This is a genomic window from Cedecea colo, assembly GCF_011808225.1.
Taxonomy (GTDB): Bacteria; Pseudomonadota; Gammaproteobacteria; order Enterobacterales; family Enterobacteriaceae; genus Dryocola; species Dryocola colo.
In genome coordinates this window covers 276570-295061 of record NZ_SOYS01000001.1, presented here as the reverse complement: position 1 = coordinate 295061, position 18492 = coordinate 276570, and the positions used below count along the sequence as shown (strand labels likewise).

General features: G+C 53.9%; 16 protein-coding genes. 1 reads left to right on the top strand and 15 read right to left on the bottom strand.

The features are described from left to right. Positions 1 to 17: 17 nt before the first annotated feature. From cpsB to E2L00_RS01205, 14 genes are all read right to left on the bottom strand, one after another. Complete coding sequence (cpsB, locus tag E2L00_RS01270) at positions 18 to 1454, bottom strand: mannose-1-phosphate guanyltransferase (RefSeq protein WP_167605923.1); 1437 nt, start codon at positions 1452 to 1454, stop codon at positions 18 to 20. Continuing rightward, a complete protein-coding gene (gene wcaI, locus E2L00_RS01265) occupies positions 1451 to 2692 on the bottom strand; it encodes a colanic acid biosynthesis fucosyltransferase WcaI (RefSeq protein WP_167605920.1) in 1242 nt (413 codons plus the stop codon). The genes cpsB and wcaI overlap by 4 nt, the downstream gene beginning before the upstream one ends. Then, on the bottom strand, positions 2689 to 3168 hold the full coding sequence (locus tag E2L00_RS01260; protein WP_167605918.1) for a GDP-mannose mannosyl hydrolase: 480 nt from the start codon (positions 3166 to 3168) through the stop codon (positions 2689 to 2691). Before E2L00_RS01260 ends, wcaI begins: the two co-directional genes overlap by 4 nt. Before the next feature lie 2 nt (positions 3169 to 3170). After that, complete coding sequence (gene fcl / locus E2L00_RS01255; protein ID WP_167605915.1) at positions 3171 to 4136, bottom strand: GDP-L-fucose synthase; 966 nt, start codon at positions 4134 to 4136, stop codon at positions 3171 to 3173. Between the two features lie 2 nt (positions 4137 to 4138). Then, the gene (gene gmd / locus E2L00_RS01250; protein ID WP_167605912.1) at positions 4139 to 5260 is read right to left on the bottom strand and encodes a GDP-mannose 4,6-dehydratase; all 1122 of its coding nucleotides are present in this window, start codon (positions 5258 to 5260) and stop codon (positions 4139 to 4141) included. Between the two features lie 26 nt (positions 5261 to 5286). Further along, positions 5287 to 5826, bottom strand: coding sequence for a colanic acid biosynthesis acetyltransferase WcaF (wcaF, locus tag E2L00_RS01245; protein WP_167605909.1), 540 nt, complete (start codon positions 5824 to 5826; stop codon positions 5287 to 5289). An 18-nt stretch (positions 5827 to 5844) separates the two neighbouring features. After that, positions 5845 to 6597 (bottom strand): colanic acid biosynthesis glycosyltransferase WcaE, encoded by a 753-nt coding sequence (wcaE, locus tag E2L00_RS01240; protein WP_167605907.1) that lies wholly within the window; start codon positions 6595 to 6597, stop codon positions 5845 to 5847. Between the two features lie 14 nt (positions 6598 to 6611). Beyond that, complete coding sequence (gene wcaD / locus E2L00_RS01235) at positions 6612 to 7832, bottom strand: colanic acid polymerase WcaD (RefSeq protein WP_167605904.1); 1221 nt, start codon at positions 7830 to 7832, stop codon at positions 6612 to 6614. Next, on the bottom strand, positions 7807 to 9024 hold the full coding sequence (gene wcaC, locus E2L00_RS01230; protein ID WP_167605902.1) for a colanic acid biosynthesis glycosyltransferase WcaC: 1218 nt from the start codon (positions 9022 to 9024) through the stop codon (positions 7807 to 7809). Before wcaC ends, wcaD begins: the two co-directional genes overlap by 26 nt. Further along, on the bottom strand, positions 9021 to 9506 hold the full coding sequence (wcaB, locus tag E2L00_RS01225; RefSeq protein ID WP_167605899.1) for a colanic acid biosynthesis acetyltransferase WcaB: 486 nt from the start codon (positions 9504 to 9506) through the stop codon (positions 9021 to 9023). The genes wcaC and wcaB overlap by 4 nt, the downstream gene beginning before the upstream one ends. A 2-nt stretch (positions 9507 to 9508) precedes the next feature. After that, positions 9509 to 10357: a colanic acid biosynthesis glycosyltransferase WcaA gene (gene wcaA, locus E2L00_RS01220; protein WP_167605896.1), complete on the bottom strand. Its 849-nt coding sequence runs from the start codon at positions 10355 to 10357 to the stop codon at positions 9509 to 9511. Between the two features lie 82 nt (positions 10358 to 10439). Next, the gene (gene wzc / locus E2L00_RS01215) at positions 10440 to 12608 is read right to left on the bottom strand and encodes a tyrosine-protein kinase Wzc (protein WP_167605893.1); all 2169 of its coding nucleotides are present in this window, start codon (positions 12606 to 12608) and stop codon (positions 10440 to 10442) included. 2 nt (positions 12609 to 12610) lie between these two features. Next, positions 12611 to 13054 (bottom strand): low molecular weight protein-tyrosine-phosphatase Wzb, encoded by a 444-nt coding sequence (gene wzb, locus E2L00_RS01210; RefSeq protein WP_167605890.1) that lies wholly within the window; start codon positions 13052 to 13054, stop codon positions 12611 to 12613. A 6-nt stretch (positions 13055 to 13060) separates the two neighbouring features. Further along, positions 13061 to 14194 carry a polysaccharide export protein gene (locus E2L00_RS01205; protein WP_167605886.1) on the bottom strand — a complete coding sequence of 378 codons (1134 nt, stop codon included), beginning with the start codon at positions 14192 to 14194 and terminating at the stop codon, positions 13061 to 13063. A gap of 763 nt (positions 14195 to 14957) precedes the next feature. Between E2L00_RS01205 and E2L00_RS01200 the strand changes: the two genes are divergently transcribed. Continuing rightward, the gene (locus E2L00_RS01200) at positions 14958 to 16538 is read left to right on the top strand and encodes a TerC family protein (RefSeq protein WP_167605883.1); all 1581 of its coding nucleotides are present in this window, start codon (positions 14958 to 14960) and stop codon (positions 16536 to 16538) included. A 100-nt stretch (positions 16539 to 16638) separates the two neighbouring features. On the opposite strand, the gene asmA is transcribed toward E2L00_RS01200, so the two are convergent. After that, a complete protein-coding gene (asmA, locus tag E2L00_RS01195) occupies positions 16639 to 18486 on the bottom strand; it encodes an outer membrane assembly protein AsmA (protein WP_167605880.1) in 1848 nt (615 codons plus the stop codon). Positions 18487 to 18492: the final 6 nt, after the last annotated feature.

Genomic DNA, 18492 nt, shown 5'->3' with positions numbered 1-18492 from the left:
CAATGAATATTTACGCGTTAAATACGCCCGTAGCGGTCCTGAAAACGGACGATGTCGTCCTCTTCGAGATAAGTGCCGGAACGCACTTCAATCAGGTCGAGCGGAATTTTGCCGGGGTTTTCCAGACAGTGCGTCACGCCCAGCGGGATGTAGATAGATTCGTTTTCGCCCAGCAGTTTAACCTCATCGCCAAGGGTGACTTTTGCCGTGCCCGCCACCACAATCCAGTGTTCGGCGCGATGGTGATGCATCTGCAAAGAGAGACCTTCACCCGGCTTCACGGTGATGCGTTTTACCTGATAGCGTTCGCCGGAATCGATGGAGTCATATTTGCCCCACGGACGATAAACTTCGCGGTGATTGTGGTGCTCGTGGCGGCCATCGTGCTTGATTTGTTCAACCACCTTTTTCACGCTCTGCACATGATCGCGATCGGCAATCAGCACGGCGTCTTTGGTCTGCACCACCACTAAATCTTTTACGCCAACCGTGGTGACCAGGCCGGACTCCGCATAGATATAGCTGTTTTCGGTTTCATGGCTGATAACATCGCCGTGATGCACATTCCCTTCCGGGCTTTTGGCGCTGATTTCCCACAGGGAAGACCAGGAGCCCACGTCGCTCCAGCCTGCGTCCATCGGCACCACCACCGCGTCGGCGGTTTTTTCCATCACCGCGTAGTCGATTGACTCATCCGGGCAGGCCAGGAATGCCGCCTCGTCCACGCGCACAAAGTCCAGATCCGGGTCGACGTTGGCCATCGCTTTTTCGCAGGCTTCAAGGATATCCGGGCGGAATTTTTTCAGCTCTTCGAGGTAGCGCCCGGCGCGGAACAGGAACATGCCGCTGTTCCAGTAGTATTCCCCGCAGGCGACGTAAGCCTGGGCGGTTTCTATATCTGGCTTCTCGACAAACTGCGCCACGCTAAACGCCACGGCGTCCACACCGGCGGCCTCCGGCTGCCCACGGCGAATATAGCCGTAACCCGTTTCCGGCAGATCCGGCACGATGCCGAAGGTCACCAGCTTGCCCGCTTCGGCATACGGCAGCGCGTTACGCACCGCGTCACGGAAAGCGTCTTCATTCTGAATCACGTGGTCGGCGGCGAGGATCAGCATCAGCGGATCGGTATCCGGCCGGTGGCGAATTGCCGCCAGGGCGGCCAGCGCGATGGCCGGTGCGGTGTTGCGTCCGGCAGGCTCCAGCACGATATTTTCCGTCAGCTTGTTAAGCTGGCGAAGCTGCTCGGCGACGATAAAACGGTGTTCTTCGTTGCAAATTACCACCGGGCTTTCACACTGCACGCCGTTCAGACGACAAATGGTGGTTTGTAACATTGTCAGCTCCCCTTTCAGGCAGAGAAACTGTTTCGGGTAAAGCACGCGGGACAGCGGCCATAAACGGCTGCCGTTCCCGCCAGCCATAATGACCGGATAAAGCTGCGAATGACTCATGATTTAACCCCGACATCTTGTGGAGATATAGCTGCAATGAATTGACCCAGCACGTTCTCTTTTTCGAGCGTGCGTTCGGCATACTCACGTGCCACCGTGTTGTGCGCCGGCAACCGCAGGCAGCGTTCAATCCCGGCTGCCAGCGCGTCGGCAGACTCTGGTTCCACGCACACGGCGATGCCGGAATACTGCTCACAAAGCTGGCCGAGCTCGGTTTCCGGCTCGGCGGTAATCACCGCGTTGCCGCCAACGGCAAGAATATTGGTCAGCTTGGACGGCAGCACGGCGTCTGCGGCACCGCGACGCTGGATAACCAGATGGCAATCGGCAAGGCGCAATAGCGCAGGCAGCGCGTCGTAAGGCTGCAACGGGTGAAACGCCACGTTGTGCAGCTCCTTCTCCGCCACCAGCTTTTCCAGGCGCGCTTTCCCGCCGCCCTGGCCGACAATCACGAACAGATATGGCTGGTCAGCAAAACGCGCGGCGACGTCAATGACCGTCTCCAGCCCCTGTTTTTCCCCGATGTTGCCGGAATACAGAATGATTTTTTTATCCGCAGGCAGCCGCAGGCTTTCACGTAACGCCAGCGCCTCCTGCTCAGTGACGTCGCGAAAACGCTCCACTTCCGACCAGTTGGGGAAGAAGATCACACGCTTCGGGTCAACGCCCTTCTCGATGGCTTTGTTCATCATGGAACGAGAAATGGTCGAGACATTGTCGACGTTATGCAGGCAGCTTCGTTCAAAGCGGCTTGCCAGGCGGGCTACTTTGCCCTTTTCTTTACCCGCCATGCCCAGGCCGAGCATCGCGTCCACTTCGTAATCCTGAATATGCAGCAGCGTGCGCGCCCCGCTCAGTTTTGCGAGCAACCGCATGCCCGGTACGCAAAACAGGGTTGGCACCACGCCGATAATGCGATCCGGCTTCCAGCCACGTTGCGCCAGCAGCGGGAAGAATGAACTCACCGCAAAGCTGCCCAGATGGAGCAGGCGCTTTAAGGTGGAAGGCTGTTTCGGCACGTATAGCGGGCAGCGCCAGACGGTCGCCGCGCCCTGCTCTTTTTTATAAGTCCATGCCGAATAGTCCGGGCGTACGTTCCAGTCCGGATAGTAAGGAGGCGCGGTGATAACACGCACCTCATGGCCCTGGCTGGTCATCCACTCCACCATTTCCCCGGTGTATTTACCGATACCGGTCAGCTCCGGTGAGTAGTTAATGCCGTAGACCAGAATTTTCATAAACCGGGTACCTTCCCTTTGCCTTGTCTGATGAAGTAGGCGCGGCTGTTGTCGTGCACATCATCGCGACGCAGTAACGCTTCCGGCGTCAGCCAGCAGTAATCTTTGTGCTGTTCGGTCGGCAGCCGCAGCTGCTTGTCATCCACCCGCAGGCGGAAGCCGAGCACGATGTAGTGGGTGGAAAAATCCTGCCCGGAGAAATTGTCGTCGTAGAAGTGCTGCCATACGCCGTAAAATTCGCCCTCTTCAGGACTGAAGCGCTGACCCAGCTCTGCCACGGTTAAACGGGCAAAAGCATCGGCCAGGGTTTCATCTTTCTGCACGCGTCCGCCCGGCACGAACCAGAAGCCCCGGGCCGGGCGATTGGTGCGCAGGCCCAGCAGGTATTCACCTGCCAGGTTTTCAACGACGAGATCGATGGAGATTAGCGGCGTAGCGCGGACCACGGTGGCGAAATCTTCCTGACTCAGAAACATGCTTACCCCCGGAACCGGGACTGATTTTCGAGGAACCACTGGTAGGTGCTGGCAAGACCCGGCTCCAGGGCAATCTCGTGATACCAGCCAAGACGGCGCAGGCGGGTGACGTCCAGCAGTTTGCGCGGCGTACCGTCCGGTTTAGAGGCGTCGAACACCACGCGTCCCCGGTAGCCGGTGACTTTGGCGATAGTCTGCGCCAGCTCGCGGATGGTGCAGTCCACGCCGGTGCCGACGTTGATGTGCGACAGCATCGGCTCGGTGTTTTCCGCCCACACTTCCGGGTCCAGCTCCATCACGTGAATACTGGCTGCCGCCATATCATCCACATGCAGGAACTCGCGCATCGGCGTGCCGCTGCCCCACACCACCACGTCAGGCGTGTTCTGTTCGGTGGCCTCATGGAAGCGACGCAGCAGGGCCGGGATAACGTGGGAGTTGCTCGGGTGGAAGTTGTCGTTCGGCCCGTACAGGTTCGTTGGCATCACCGAGCGATAGTCGCGACCGAACTGGCGGTTATAGGACTCGCACAGCTTGATGCCGGCGATTTTGGCAATCGCATACGGCTCGTTGGTGGCTTCAAGCGTGCCCTGCAGCAGCTCGCTTTCGGCAATCGGCTGGCTGGCCATTTTCGGATAAATACAGGATGAGCCGAGGAACAGCAGCTTGTTCACGTTGTGCGTGTGCGCGGCGTGAATGATGTTGCTCTCGATCATCATGTTCTCGTAGATGAAATCCGCCGGGTAGGTATTGTTCGCCACAATACCCCCCACTTTTGCGGCGGCCAGGTAAACCTGGTCGATACTTTCTCCGGCAAAGAAGGCGTTAACCGCAGCGGCATCCAGCAGGTTCAGCTCATCACGACCGCGCAGCACGAGTTCGACGTCATCACGCTGCGCAAGCTGGCGGACGATGGCCGAACCGACCATCCCGCGGTGGCCGGCAACAAAGATACGTTTTTTGTTCATGCTCAGGACTCCAGCGCGATGGCGACCTCGTAACCGTGTGACTTAAGCAGGGAGTGCTTCTTCGCTGCTTCCAGGTCTTTTGCCACCATCTCGCCAACCATTTCCTGCAGCGTGATTTCTGGTTTCCAGCCCAGTTTTTCGTGCGCTTTGGTCGGGTCGCCCAGCAGGGTTTCCACTTCAGCAGGACGGAAGTAGCGCGGATCCACGGAGATAATCACGTCGCCCGGCTTCACGCCCGGCGCGTCGTGACCGGTGACGGAAACCACGATGCCTTTTTCATCCACGCCGGTGCCTTCAAAGCGCAGCTTGATACCCAGCTGGGCCGCGGCCATTTCCACGAACTGACGCACGGAATACTGCACGCCTGTGGCGATCACGAAATCGTCCGGCGTTTCCTGCTGCAGCATCATCCACTGCATTTTCACGTAGTCTTTGGCATGGCCCCAGTCACGCAGGGAGTCCATGTTGCCCAGGTACAGGCACTTCTCCAGGCCCTGAGCGATATTGGCAATCGCGCGGGTGATTTTGCGGGTAACGAAAGTTTCGCCGCGGCGTGGAGATTCGTGGTTGAACAGAATGCCGTTACAGGCGTACATGCCGTAGGATTCACGGTAGTTAACGGTTATCCAGTAGGCGTACAGTTTGGCTACGGCGTATGGAGAGCGCGGATAGAAAGGCGTGGTCTCTTTCTGCGGGATTTCCTGCACCAGGCCGTACAGCTCGGACGTGGAAGCCTGATAGAAGCGGGTTTTCTTCTCAAGGCCCAGGAAGCGGATGGCTTCCAGCAGACGCAGCGTACCCATGGCGTCCACATCAGCGGTGTATTCAGGGGATTCGAAGGAAACCGCCACGTGGCTCATCGCACCCAGGTTATACACTTCGTCCGGCTGCACTTCGGAAAGGATACGGGTCAGGTTGGAGCTGTCCGTCAGATCGCCGTAGTGCAGATGGAATTTAGGGTTGCTGGTATGCGGGTCCTGATAAATATGATCGACACGTTCGGTGTTGAAAGAAGAAGCGCGGCGCTTAATGCCGTGCACTTCGTAACCTTTTTCCAGCAGCAGTTCTGCCAGATAGGAGCCGTCTTGTCCGGTTACACCCGTAATGAGAGCTACTTTAGTCATAATGAATTTTTCCTCTGTTAATATTTCTACGCTCGATCGCGTATTTTTACTGCTGGGTTACCCCGGCAAACGGCATTCGCCGGTAATGATTTATAAACGCTGCTGCGGGCGCCTACGACGGTGCCATCACCAATCGTGACGCCGGGTGAAACAAAAACATCCGTTGCCAGCCAGCATTTTTCGCCAATCACCACGGGCGTGGCGGTAATATCAAAATGCTGGCTCATATAATCGTGACTGCCGGTGCACAAATAACACTTTTGTGACACCACGGAATTTGCACCGATGGAGATATCGCCCAGAGTATATAAAACGGCGTCATCGCCAACCCAGGCGTAATCACCAAGCGTTAATTTCCATGGGTAAGTAATTTTCACCGACGGGCGAATGACCACGCCTTTACCAATCCTTGCGCCAAATAAGCGTAATAAAAATGCGCGCCAGCGGTATAACACCTGCGGTGACCAGGCAAATAAGGTCGCCTGCACGGCCCACCATAGCTGAACCTTAATACCGTTGCCGCCCCGAAACCCTTTTGGTACGGAGAAGCCGCTTAATTCCTGCATAATATTTCCTTATGGCAATTACGCTTTGTTGTAGAGCGCTTTTGCTTTACCGGTCGTGCGCAGACGAAGCTGAAATGACAGTTCAGCGATAAAACCAGGTACGCCTAATATTTTGCGCTGAACGTTTTTTGCATCGCGGCACAATTCAATATTATTGGAGGTTGAAACGCCGCCCATAGAAAATTCGGAAACCAGACCATTGATGCGTTTAAATGCGTAGCCGTTTTTGTACATTTTGGCCGCCAGCGCATAATCAGAAGAGACTTTATATTGCAGATCGTAGGGATGTTTTCGCAGGCCCGCCAGCGGAAAGAATATTGCCTGATGGCTGGCCGGCAGGCTGTGATAAATATAGCAGCCGGGTTTTGCGCGGCGCTGCATTTTCGTTCCGTCACCAAAATCTAATAAGGCATCGCCCATGATCATCGCGTTATCTTTGGCAGGCATAGCGGCGAGCTGACGCGCGACCTGGGCAATGTCCTGGTGGAAAATATCACCGGAATTAAGGAACAAAGCGTAACGGCCACGGGCCATATCAATGCCTTTATTCATCGCATCATAGATGCCGTTATCCTTCTCGCTGACGAAGCGTAAGCCGTACTGCCCGTTGAGATTTTCCAGAAATTCTGCCGTGCCGTCCTGCGAGTTGCCGTCAACCACAATCCATTCAAAGGCGATGTCGGATGCCTGCGCCAGATGAGCCAGCGAGCGCCAGGTTTTTTCTACCCCGGCTAAATTTTTCCAGGCAACGGTGATTACACTTAATAACATGATTGTGGGCCTCATCAGCGGTTCGTTATCTTGAGTGCCTTACGTAAAATAAACGGACAAACAATCAAGAAAGCATATTCCGGACTAAAAATTGAACCGGTAAAAAACAGTGACACGGGAGTAAAAAGCCACAGCTGCACGCGGAAATTTTCATTATGGCCAAACGCCGTGCGCATCATTTTAATGACTTTCCACATGTACCAAATCGTCAACAACACTGCGAACCAGGAAAAATAAATAATCAGCAGATACAGACCATTGTCCACTGTTTTACCGACATCCGCACCGTTAAAGATTCCGAATGATGCGACATATTCATATAAAGAACCAAAACGCACGACGCCCTCAATATGCGTCAGAGAATATCCAACCATGGCCAGCGGGCCAATAATACGATAATAGGATGACGATCCTTCGGTGCCTAAATCGCCAAGACGCGTAGCGATATAGGGGAAAGCGAATATTAACCCTACTAAAAACACTGCTAAAGAAATAATCGCCAGCGGCAACTTTTTCTTTATGGCATTTTTATTAAGGTACTGGAATGCCCATTCAAGAAGGTAAAACAGGATGAAGGTCATCACCCCTGAAAACGATCCTGAAAGGATAATCCCTAAAAGAATCATACCATCAGTTTTTGGCGTTTTGATACCGAACTGTTTAATGCTGAGCCAAATTGAGATTAATGCCAGAGCAAAAAATGCGGGTTCAAAATAAAGGGCCGTAGTCCGCCGGCCGCCAAAGCTAATAAAGTTCAGCACGTAGCTGTTACTGTAAATAAGAAACTTCGAAATTTTCTCAAGCAGGCTGCTGCCACCGGTGAGAATAATCTGCGCCATTTCCGCCGCCGCCAGCGCCACAATAATGCCGACGACAATATAAAATAACCGCAATATTTTTCGGTGATTATGCGGCGAGATAGTTTTAAAGCGGCAGCTCCAGGTCATGGCCAGGATGAGCACGATATAAACAAACAGTAATGTCGAGGTGACATACTTGCCGGCATTCAGCGACTGGCCGAAGATATAGTTAAAAACGGTTAACCCGGCGCCGATGCCCAGCGCAATCATCAGTTTTTTGACGCTGATACGTTCAATGTACAAAAAGAGGATGGCGGGTAAGAAGGTCACTATCGTTATCGGGAAACTTTCTCCCAGCGAGGCCAGCTTGATGTTGACCACCAGATAGATGAACGGTAACAGCAGATAGCTACAGATTCTGATAGAACGAGACATATTCCTCCAGCATCTGTTGTCCGCTGTAAGCCCTGCGGCTTGTGGTTTTAAAGCCCGGCAAATCCATGCCGAACACCTGCTGAGCAAGGCTGGCTTTCGGCAATTTCACCAGCTCCAGCACCTGAGCCTCGCTGAACGTTTTGCCGCCCACCTTACTCAGCACTTCGTCTGCGGCTTCGCTTTGCGTCGCAATCACCGGCACGCCAATGGACAGCGCCTCGCACAGGATCAGCGGGTAGTTATCCACTTTTGAACTGAACACCAGCGAGTCCATTTCGTTAAGCTCGCTCATGAGCGCTTTCTTGTCGGTCATGTAGCCGTGGTTCACCACGTTCGGACCGTTAAACGGCGAGAATTTGCCGAAGGTGTGCAGTTCAATCTCGTTACCCAGCGCCATTATGGCCTGTACCAGCTTTTGATTAGTTTTGCCGTCGTAGCGCAGGTCGTGCGCCACTACCGCTACTTTTGGCTTTTCATGGCTTAGCTGGGTTAAAGGCAGCTCGGCGAGAATCGCCTCGGTTGCCACATCAATGCCGTTATTGATGATTTTGCAGCGCCCTGTCCCGTAGATCTGGTTAAAGGCATCGGCTACGTGCTGGCTTGGCGAGATAAAATGGCAGCCCAGCGCCAGCATTTCGCGGAATAACTGCCGTTTGGTGTCTACCAGCAGATGAGCGCGGTCAACCTTAACCGGCGGGTAGTTGTTCAGCGTCGGGCATTTTGCGCAGCCGGTTTTCCAGCCTTCACAGCCGTCGAGGAAGGCGCAGCGCCCGGTAATGCTCCAGTGGTCGTGCAGCGTCCAGACAAAAGTCACGTCCGGCTTATGGGATTTTACACGCAGGCAAAACGTCACCATCTCTTCAAGGTTCAGCCAGTAGCTGTGTACCACATGAAAATGCAGCACGACCGGACCGTCTGTACGGGTGACTTTGCGATAAAGCTTGTTCAGGTTGCCAAACGGATCGCGATTGAAGAAGCGGAACAGGATGATATTGGCAATCGACGTCAGACGCGGGGTATGTTTTTCCACGTCGGCAAACCTGTCGTGGCTGGCGCTTTTCTTACCGCCTTTTCCGTAGCCATAAATAAAGCGCGAAGAGAGTCCAGCTTCGCGGGCGCGCTGGTGCAGGTCAAGCGCCACTCCCGCGGCACCCCCTTCAGCGAGGCGCACATTAAATTGCATAATATTCATTTAATTACCTTAACTCGCGCTTTCTCACCCACCACCAGCGCGTTGTCCGGCACGCTATCCAATACCACGCTACCCGCACCCACGATGACGTTATTGCCAAGCGTAATATCGCCAATGATGATGACATTGGCGCCCAGTTCGACGCCGTTGCCAATCACCGGGCAGGCCAGGCTTTGCCCGCGGTTACCGATGGTTACGCCGTGACGGATAGTGAAATCATTCCCGGCGACCACGAACTTATTGATAACGACGGCGTAGCCGTGATGGATGGTAAAACGTCGCCCAATAGTGGCTGCGGCCTGGATTTCATAGCCAAACAGGCATTCGGTCACCAGGCGGTAGAGCAGCAGTACCGGCGCCGCCCAGATATTGTTCAGGACGTTTTTCTTGCGCCACACCGAACAAAAATGGGCGATGCGATAGGCCAGCACCATGCAGCACGGGCGAAGGCTCCAGGAGTTTGCGCGCAGATCTTCAAGCACGATTATTTCCCCCGCAGCCCATCGGCCAGACGCTTGGTATTGCGCACGGTCAACAGCGCCATCAGCGTACGTAAAGACATACGCTTGTTGCGGATCTGGTAGAGCGTAAAGAGCTGATATTTCTTGCTGCCGCGATCAAATTTATCCTTATGCTTGCGATAGAAGTGAAAATAACCCGCGAACTTTTTAGGCGATTTGGTGATCTGCATTTCGCCGTGATTGATATGCAGAATTTGCGTGGCTTCTTCCACTTTCCACGGCTGGCCGTACTCCACCACCATGCGCAGGAAAATATCGTAATCCTGCGCCGCCGCCAGCTGCGTATCAAACAGGCAGGTTTTAAAGCGATCGGCAAAGGTGAAAACCTGATTGCCAATAATGTTGCGCTTAAAAAACAGCCGCAGGGAATATGGCGATTTTGGGTAGAGCGGCAGGCTGGTCGGCTGCGAATAAACCTGCCCTTCGCAAACATAGTCGTTCGCATACAGGAAAGCGTGCGTTACCAGCTGATGCTTGTGTTCCAGAAATACTGACAGGCGATTCGGCGTCCATTCATCGTCGTCGTCAATACCGGTAATAAACTTACCCGTTGCCTGACGGATAGCCTGGTTGCGCACCGCACAGGCACCGGAGTTATAGTCGTTACGGATATAGCGCACGCGCTGGTCGTTAAGCTCTTCAACAAAAAGCTGAAGTTGCTCAAAGGAGGAGGAACAGTCATCAACGATGATCATTTCCCAGTTGGCAAAATCCTGGCGCAGCACGGATTTGATGGCGCGAATGGCCAACTGCTGACGATTCCAGGTAGGCATATAAATAGAAATCAGCGGGCGCAATGTAGTGTTATTCATGACATTCCCCAAAAAAGTCTCGTTGATGAGAAACAGCCCCTCGCCTTCTCCCTCTTCAGGGAGAGGGTGAGGGTCAATCATCTTATTTAGAATCAGATTTATATTCGTACTCGTAGTAGCCGTAATCCTCATACCCTGCCGCACGACGGAAGATGGAGTTGAGTATCACGCCGCGCACATGGATGCCGTTCTGCTCGAAGCGGCTGAGGCTGGTCTGCACCTCTTTCAACGTGTTTACCGCATAACGCGCCACCATTAGCGTGGTGCCTGCGTGACGGCCAACAATGGCGGCGTCGGTAACGGCAAGAATTGGCGGAGTATCAATCAGCACCAGGTCATAGTGTTCGCTTGCCCACTTCACCAGCTCGCCAAAGCGATCGCTCATCAGCAGCTCGGAAGGATTCGGTGGCACCTGCCCGCGCGGGACGAGGTCGACATCAGGCACCGACGTTTTCTGCGCGCAGCACGAGATATCCCCCTGGCCGGACAGCACATCGGAAAGGCCGTTTACGTTGGTGGTGCCCAACAGCTCGTGGGTATAGCCTTTGCGCATATCACAGTCGATAAGCAGCACGCGCTTGTTGGTCTGGCTAATCACCGCAGCAAGGTTGGCGCAGACGAATGTTTTACCGATGGACGGGCTTACCCCGGTCAGCATCAGAACGTTGTTGGGCGCCTGCAACATGGCAAAGTGCAGGCTGGTACGCAGGCTGCGGATGGCTTCAATCGCCAGATCCGTAGGATTCCCCACCGCCAGTAGCTGGCTTTGTTTATTGCGCTTCGCCCCTTTGACGTTACGCGCGGTGGCGTGGTCGCGGGATTTCTGCCATTCGGACAGCGGAATGCTGGCGTAAACGTTAAGCCCCGCATCTTCCAGCACCGCCGGGCTTTCGATACCGCGGTTGAACAGGGAACGCAGCAGCACCCCAACAATTGACAACATCAGGCCAAGAATAATGGCGCCCAGCACAATCAGGGCCTTCTGCGGCTTAACGATACCAGGCTGGGTAATTGCCGAATCAACGATGCGCACATCGCCCACGGTGCTGGCCTCGGTAATTTTCAGCTCCTGCTGTTTATTCAACAGCTGCATATAAACCTGCTGGCCGGATTCCACGTCGCGGGTTAAACGCACGATCTCCTGCTGCGTTTTCGGCATGGCGGTAACGCGACCGTTCAGACGGGCTTTTTCATCTTCCAGCGTCTGACGTTTTTCCAGCAGCGTGCGGTAAGCCGGGTGAGCTTTGGTATAGAGCTTAGAGATTTCCGCTTCTTTGAAGGTCAGCTCATTAAGCTGCGCATCAATGTTAACCATGGTGTCGAGGACAGATTTCGCTTCCAGCGACAAATCCACCGAGTCCTGCTGCTGGCGGTAGGCGTTCAGTTTGTTTTCTGCCGCGTCCAGACGGCTACGCACTTCCGGTAGCTGTTCAGCGAGGAATTTAAGGCTCTTCGCCGCCTCTTCCGATTTACGCTGAACGTTCTGCTCCAGGTAGTTACGGGTGATGCTGTCGAGGATGACGCGGATCCGATCTTTATCTTCACCGGTATAAGAGAGGCTCAGCACGCCGGTATCTTTACCGTTTTCCGCCACGGTGAGATTGCCCTGCAGCTGATTAATCATGCCGAGCGTGGAGTATTTGGTGACGGTAAAGGTATCGCCCACCTGCGCTTTAATGCCGTCCACCTTCATAGAAACGCCGTTTTTGTTCAGCGTCTGTCCAACCTGCCCTTTGGCGCTAAAACCGTTGTCGCTGGTCAGCAGGTACTGGGTTGGGCTAAGCACCTCAACGGTAAAGATGTCTTTGCCCGCGCCCGCAGGCAGAGTGAAATCGGAGACTTTTACCGTGTCATTCTGGCGTCCATGAAGGCGGTCCCAGCCGGCACCGAACAGCCAGAAGCTGTTTTTAGCCACGGCGATATCAAGATTGAGATCGTCAACGGTTTTCCCCAGCACCAGGCGAGACTGGATTAACTGCATCTCAGCGGCGGAAGCCGGTGGCTTATTTGTAAGCGCGGAGCTGATGTCGTTAACCAGCGAATTGCCCGCGTTTTGTTCGATTTGCACCAGCGCATCGGCTTTATAGATTGGCGTGGCAAACAGGGCGTAAACCAAGGCCAGCAGCGCGAAGACCGCCGTGATGCCAAGCACCCACCAGCGGGCTTCAAGAACGGTGCCGAACAGACGGCCAATATCGATTTCGTCATTGCCCTCGGTCGGGGCGCCCGAACGATGTACTTTGTCAGTCATTGTTATCCCTGATGAGCGTTGAGTGCGTTAGCCCACTTTTGGGCGGAAAGATCGAGAAGGTCGAAGACCGCTTCGAAAGCGTCGCGACTTTTGCGATAAGGATCGGGAATCTCCCGCTCCGCATCCCAGTGACCAAAGAGCATCACTTTGCCGCGCATCTCAGGCGCCATTTCGCAGATTGCGGAAATATGGCGTTTTTCCATCGTGAGGATGAGATCGTAATCGCGGCACATCCGGCCTGAAACCTGCTGTGCGCAATGACCATCCAGGGAAAGGTTGTGCTCCTGCGCCACGCGAGCAGCGCTGGCATCGGCCCCCTTCCCCACTAACGCCCCCAGTCCCGCTGAGTTAACCGTCAGCGCGGGATGGTAAGTTCTGAGCAGGCGTTCGCCGGTTGGCGATCGGCAAATATTCCCCACGCACACCACAAGAATTTTATTAAACATAGGGCGTTACCATGTATGGATATCTTTGGCTGTATCCGTCATATAACGAACACCGCTGATGGTTGGCAGCAGCTGGTTGATCAGGCGGTTCCAGCGCGTTACCGGTGCGGTTGTGACATACACCACGTCGTAAGGCTGCAGATGGAATTCAGTGCCCATCACCAGCGAGGTCGCATCGGACATATCGAGCTGGTAAATGTTGGCGATCTTGCCGCCCTGCTGCCCTTTCAACGGACGAATAACGAAGATGCCGCTGGCGTTAGACGAGGTCATATCCAGCCCTTCCGCCTGGCCAAGCGCTTCGGTCAGCGTCATGCCGCTGAAGTCCATTTTCAGGGTGGTTTGTTTCTTCACTTCGCCCATCACAAAGACTTTCAGGTCGTCGTTGCGCGGTACAAACAGAATGTCGCCCGGATACAGCAGATGGTTCTGGCTCAGATCGCCGTTCTGCATTAGCGCCTGCAATGAGATATGTTTTTCCTGGCCGTTGTGCGTCAGCACCACGTTGCGCCAGTCGGCAGCGTCGGTCAGGCCGCCTGCGGCGTTGATGGCATCAAGGATCGTCAGCGGAACGTTGGTAATCGCCTGCTGGCCGGATTTATTTACCTGGCCTGAGACATAGGCTTTTTGCGAGCGGAAGGCGGCGATATTAACGTCCACCTGCGGGTCAGCAATGTACTTCGCAAGGCGGCCGGTAATATCACTACGAATTTCGGCAAGGGTTTTGCCGGTCACTTTTATTTTGCCCACATAGGGATAGAACACGGTGCCATCAGACTGCACCCAGTTGCCGGCATCGCTTGAGCTACGATACTGGCCGGCCGGGGTGGTCAATTCTGGGTGATCCCAGACGGTGACGTTAAGCACATCTCCCGGCCCGACACGGTACTGGTAAGCTGATATCTCCTGGTCCAGAGACATATTTGGCTGCGCAACGGCGGGATGCACGCGTAATTGTTCAACCAGCCGCGGCGTTAACGGATAAACGTTAACCATACGATCCAGATCGAAATCTGCATCCTGCTGCTTGATAACATCTTTTCCCATCGTCGACATATTGCTACCGGGAAGGACTGTGCAACCGCTCATCAGGGTTACCGATACCAATAAAGGCATCAACTTAAGTTTGTATTTTATCATTGAGTATTTATCACTATGGCAGAGTAATTATCCTGTGCGAATAAAATAAGCGACCAATTACCGAATGGCCGCAGCAGAAAATTGCGCGTCCTGGCTTGCGCTAATAACTGGTATCAATCCTAAAATTTGCTTATTTCCCGACATCCTATTGACAGAATAATTGAGGCTTAAACTCTTGCCTTCAGGCATGCTACCGCCCTTGGCTTACAGGCACCAACCCACTGAAACAACAGCAGATAATAAGAGGACACCGCTCCTGAGATAAATCTGTATCTATTTATCCATAAGGCACAGTTACGAGTAATGAAGCGCTAAAGTGCCACACTAACTAATTATAAAAATACATTCATTGCCAGACACTGCGATTGATTGTTACAGCTAACCCAAATACAGGCAAGGCGCCTGCCGGGAATACAGATACTTTTAAGAATAATATTAACGCCGCAAAATTCTGGTTTTAGGATTTTCTTTATATTGACAAAAATTTCATTCAGAGTAGTGGCGGGAACATATACAGATATATCTCATATATATTCTGTCATAATAAATACATATCGCTGAACCATTTTGTTCCTTTTCTAATTATTAACCATGGCTATTCAATGGATATATACCGCAAAAAACGCTGGTCGCGGATATTAGCTAAGATTAATCTCAGGATGCCGTTGCGCTTTAGCGGATGATTATCCATCCTTTCACGGTGATTTTTGTCATACTTTACTGCTTAAACCTGCCATCAATAAAAGAAGGTGTATAAAGCTATATGGAATGGATTGCCGATCCATCAATTTGGGCCGGGCTGGTTACGCTGGTTGTTATCGAGCTGGTGCTGGGCATTGATAACCTGGTGTTTATCGCCATCCTTGCCGAGAAACTTCCCGCCGCACTTCGTGACCGCGCTCGCGTCACCGGGCTTATTCTTGCCATGCTCATGCGCCTGCTGCTGTTAGCGTCTATTTCCTGGCTTGTGACGCTCACCGCGCCCCTTTTTACCGCAGGAGGTTTTAGCTTTAGCGCCCGCGATTTGATCATGCTTTCAGGCGGGCTATTTCTGCTTTTCAAAGCGACGATGGAGCTTAACGAACGGCTGGAAGGAAAAGATCGCGAAGCGCAAACGCAGCGGCGCGGCGCTCGTTTCTGGCCCGTCGTCGCGCAGATTGTCGTTCTTGATGCGGTATTTTCTCTCGATTCGGTGATTACCGCCGTTGGGATGGTGGATAATCTTGCCGTGATGATGGCCGCGGTCATTATTGCCATCAGCCTGATGCTGCTTGCCAGCAAAGTCCTGACGCGTTTTGTGAACAGCCATCCGACTATCGTTATTTTGTGCCTGAGCTTTCTTTTGATGATTGGCTTTAGCCTGGTGGCGGACGGTTTTGGCTACCACATCCCGAAAGGCTACCTCTATGCCGCAATTGGTTTCTCGGTATTGATAGAGTCGCTAAACCAGCTGGCCATTTTCAACCGCCGCCGCTTTCTGTCGGCAAACCAGTCTTTGCGTCAGCGCACCGCCGAAGCCGTATTAAGGTTGCTCAACGGCAAAAAAGAAGCAGCGGAGCTTGGTGCTCAGACGTCATCGCTGATTGCCGATAACGATCGGCAGAGCGGGATTTTTAATCCGCAAGAGCGTCTGATGATTGAGCGCGTGCTGAATCTCAACCAGCGTACCGTCAGCAGCATCATGACTTCACGTCATGACGTGGAGCAGGTGAAGTTTACGGAGCCGGACGAGCATATACGCGAGATCGTCGAAAAAAATCAGCACACCCGCATAGTGATAACCGATGACGGCGATGAGGTGCTCGGCGTGGTGCACATCATCGATTTGCTTACGCAATCTCTGCGAGGCGAGCCGCTCAATCTCGAAACGTTAATTCGCCAGCCGCTCGTCTTCCCTGAAACGCTGCCGCTTCTGCAAGCGCTGGAACAGTTCCGCAACGCGCGTACGCACTTCGCATTTGTAGTGGATGAGTTTGGTTCGGTTGAAGGGGTTGTGACGTTAAGCGACGTCATGGAGACTATCGCCGGCAATCTGCCTAACGAAGCTGAAGATATTGATGCCCGTCACGACATTCAGAAAAACCCGGACGGCACCTGGACGGCAAATGGCCACATGCCGCTGGAGGATTTAGTGCAGTACATTCCGCTGCCGCTCGATGACAAGCGTAACTATCACACCATCGCTGGCCTGCTGATGGAATATCTTCAGCGAATACCTGTCGCCGGAGAAACCGTTCAGGTAGGTCACTATCAGCTGAAAACGTTACAGGTTGAAAGCCACCGCGTGCAGCGGGTACAGATTGTGCCGCTGGTGGAAGAGGAAGGGATGGATTACGAGGTGTAGTTTTGGGCAGGTCGGGGGCGCTAGCGCTTACCCGACCTGCGATGTTATCCGGCATTTGCAGAGTGCATAAGCGCAAGCCGCCATTCACCGCTTTCCTGAGCTAAAGCTTGTCCAGCAGCTTCTTCACATCTTTTGCCTTGCTGCTGTCTTTATTACGATCCACCCACTGTTGCAGGCGGCTCTTCGCCTCTTCCTGAAGCTGTTTTCGCAGCAGCTGGTCAACCTGCAGGCTGTAGTTCAGCTGCGCCCACGGGCCATAAACCCGCAGCGGGATCGGCGTCTCTTTTAGCATGGTGATAAGCTTGCTGTCTCCTTTCCAGCCTTCAGTCACCTTCACAGCAAAGCGGGTATCACACACCTCTTTTACGAGATCCATAGATCCTTCGCCTGTCAGCGTTAACAGCGAAGAGTTGCCGTTCATTTTATGCAGGGCCAGTTGGCCCTTGTCCAGCGTGGCCGCAGCGGTAAAATGATCCAGCATGGTTACGTTCTCGTAGCTTTGCTGCGCCTTCACGTCGCTATTGCTGCGTTCAACGGCCTGTTGAATCAGCTGCTGGAAGTTCATCCCCTGCAAACGAGAGTTGGTCATCGTAATGTTCGCCTCCCCCTGCCATGAACGACGAAATGCTTCGGCATCCAGCTTGTCGCCGCTGAATTCGCCCTGCATTGAAAGCTGGCCTGATAAGGTTATCGGGTAGTCGAAAGCGGTAAGCACAGGGGCAATTTCAATAGCGTCTATCTGCGGGCGGAAGGCCAGACGCGGTACGTCATCGCGCGCATCAAGCTCGCCCGGCAAGGACATACTTCCTTTGCCAAACTGCCCTGCCAGTTCGGTAATCTTAAGCAGGCCGTAATCATTGCTAATGGTGGAGCGAACGTTGGTAAACTCAAGCCCGCGCCAGCGCACGCTTTTCGCCGCGACGGAAACCTGCGCGCTGAAGTCGCGTAGATTGCGATAGGAAGTCTCTTGTCCGGCGGTGGCAATAACCGGGCGCGGCAATGTATTCTGCTGCTGGCCGCGCTGCGCCGCCGTGGTGTTTGTCGTCGCCGTTGCCGCTACCAGCTTGTCCAGATCCAGATTAACCGCGTTCAGATCTGCCGCCCACCGCGGTTTTTCTCCCAGAACCACGCTCGCCTTGCCCCGCAGATCGCTGTCATTAGCGGTGAGCTGCAGGTTGTTCAGATCGAGTTTTTTCTCTGCCCGATTCCAGTTCGCCTGTAGCGTGATGCCGCCTGTAATGCCCGCGTTGGGTAAATCGGCACCCTGAAGCTGATAATTAAGCTGAGAAATCGTTGCGTTCAGTTTCTGTGGGAAAGCGCTCGCGTCCAGATCGGCAACCAGCGACAAATACAGATCGCGCTGGTCGCGATTGATGCGGCTGCTGAACTCCACGTGGGCCTGTTTTTTATCATCCTGTTCCATTTCCAGGTTGATATTACGCACGGCGATCTGTTCGTCGTCGTCATGCTGGAAGACCAGCACGCTATCGGCAACTTTGAGCCTGGCGATAGCAAAAGACCAGCCGGGTTCGTTTTCCGGTACGGGAGGATTGTTCCCCGCAGGGCCTACCGGAGCATCTTCAGGCTTACGCTCTTCGCTAAGCGGAGTGAGCTGAATGACCGCGCCCTTGAGCATGACCTGGTGAACCTGAAGCTGGTGCGAAAGCAACGGCCAAAGCGCCACATCAAGGCGCATGTTATCTGAACTGACCAGCGGCTGGGACGCGCCGGGGGCCGTCAGCGACATTCGCCCGGACAAAATGCTGAGCTGCGGCCAGACATGCCAGCGCAAAGGCCCGTCTAAGGTGAGCTGGTAACCGCTACGCTGCTCTACCTGGCGTACCATATAAGCGCGAAAATCGTTGGGATTGACCAACAGGACCAACGCAGACAGGCCGACTACTATCACAACCAGCAAAATCATCAGCGCGGTTAACAATCGTCTCATAGCATC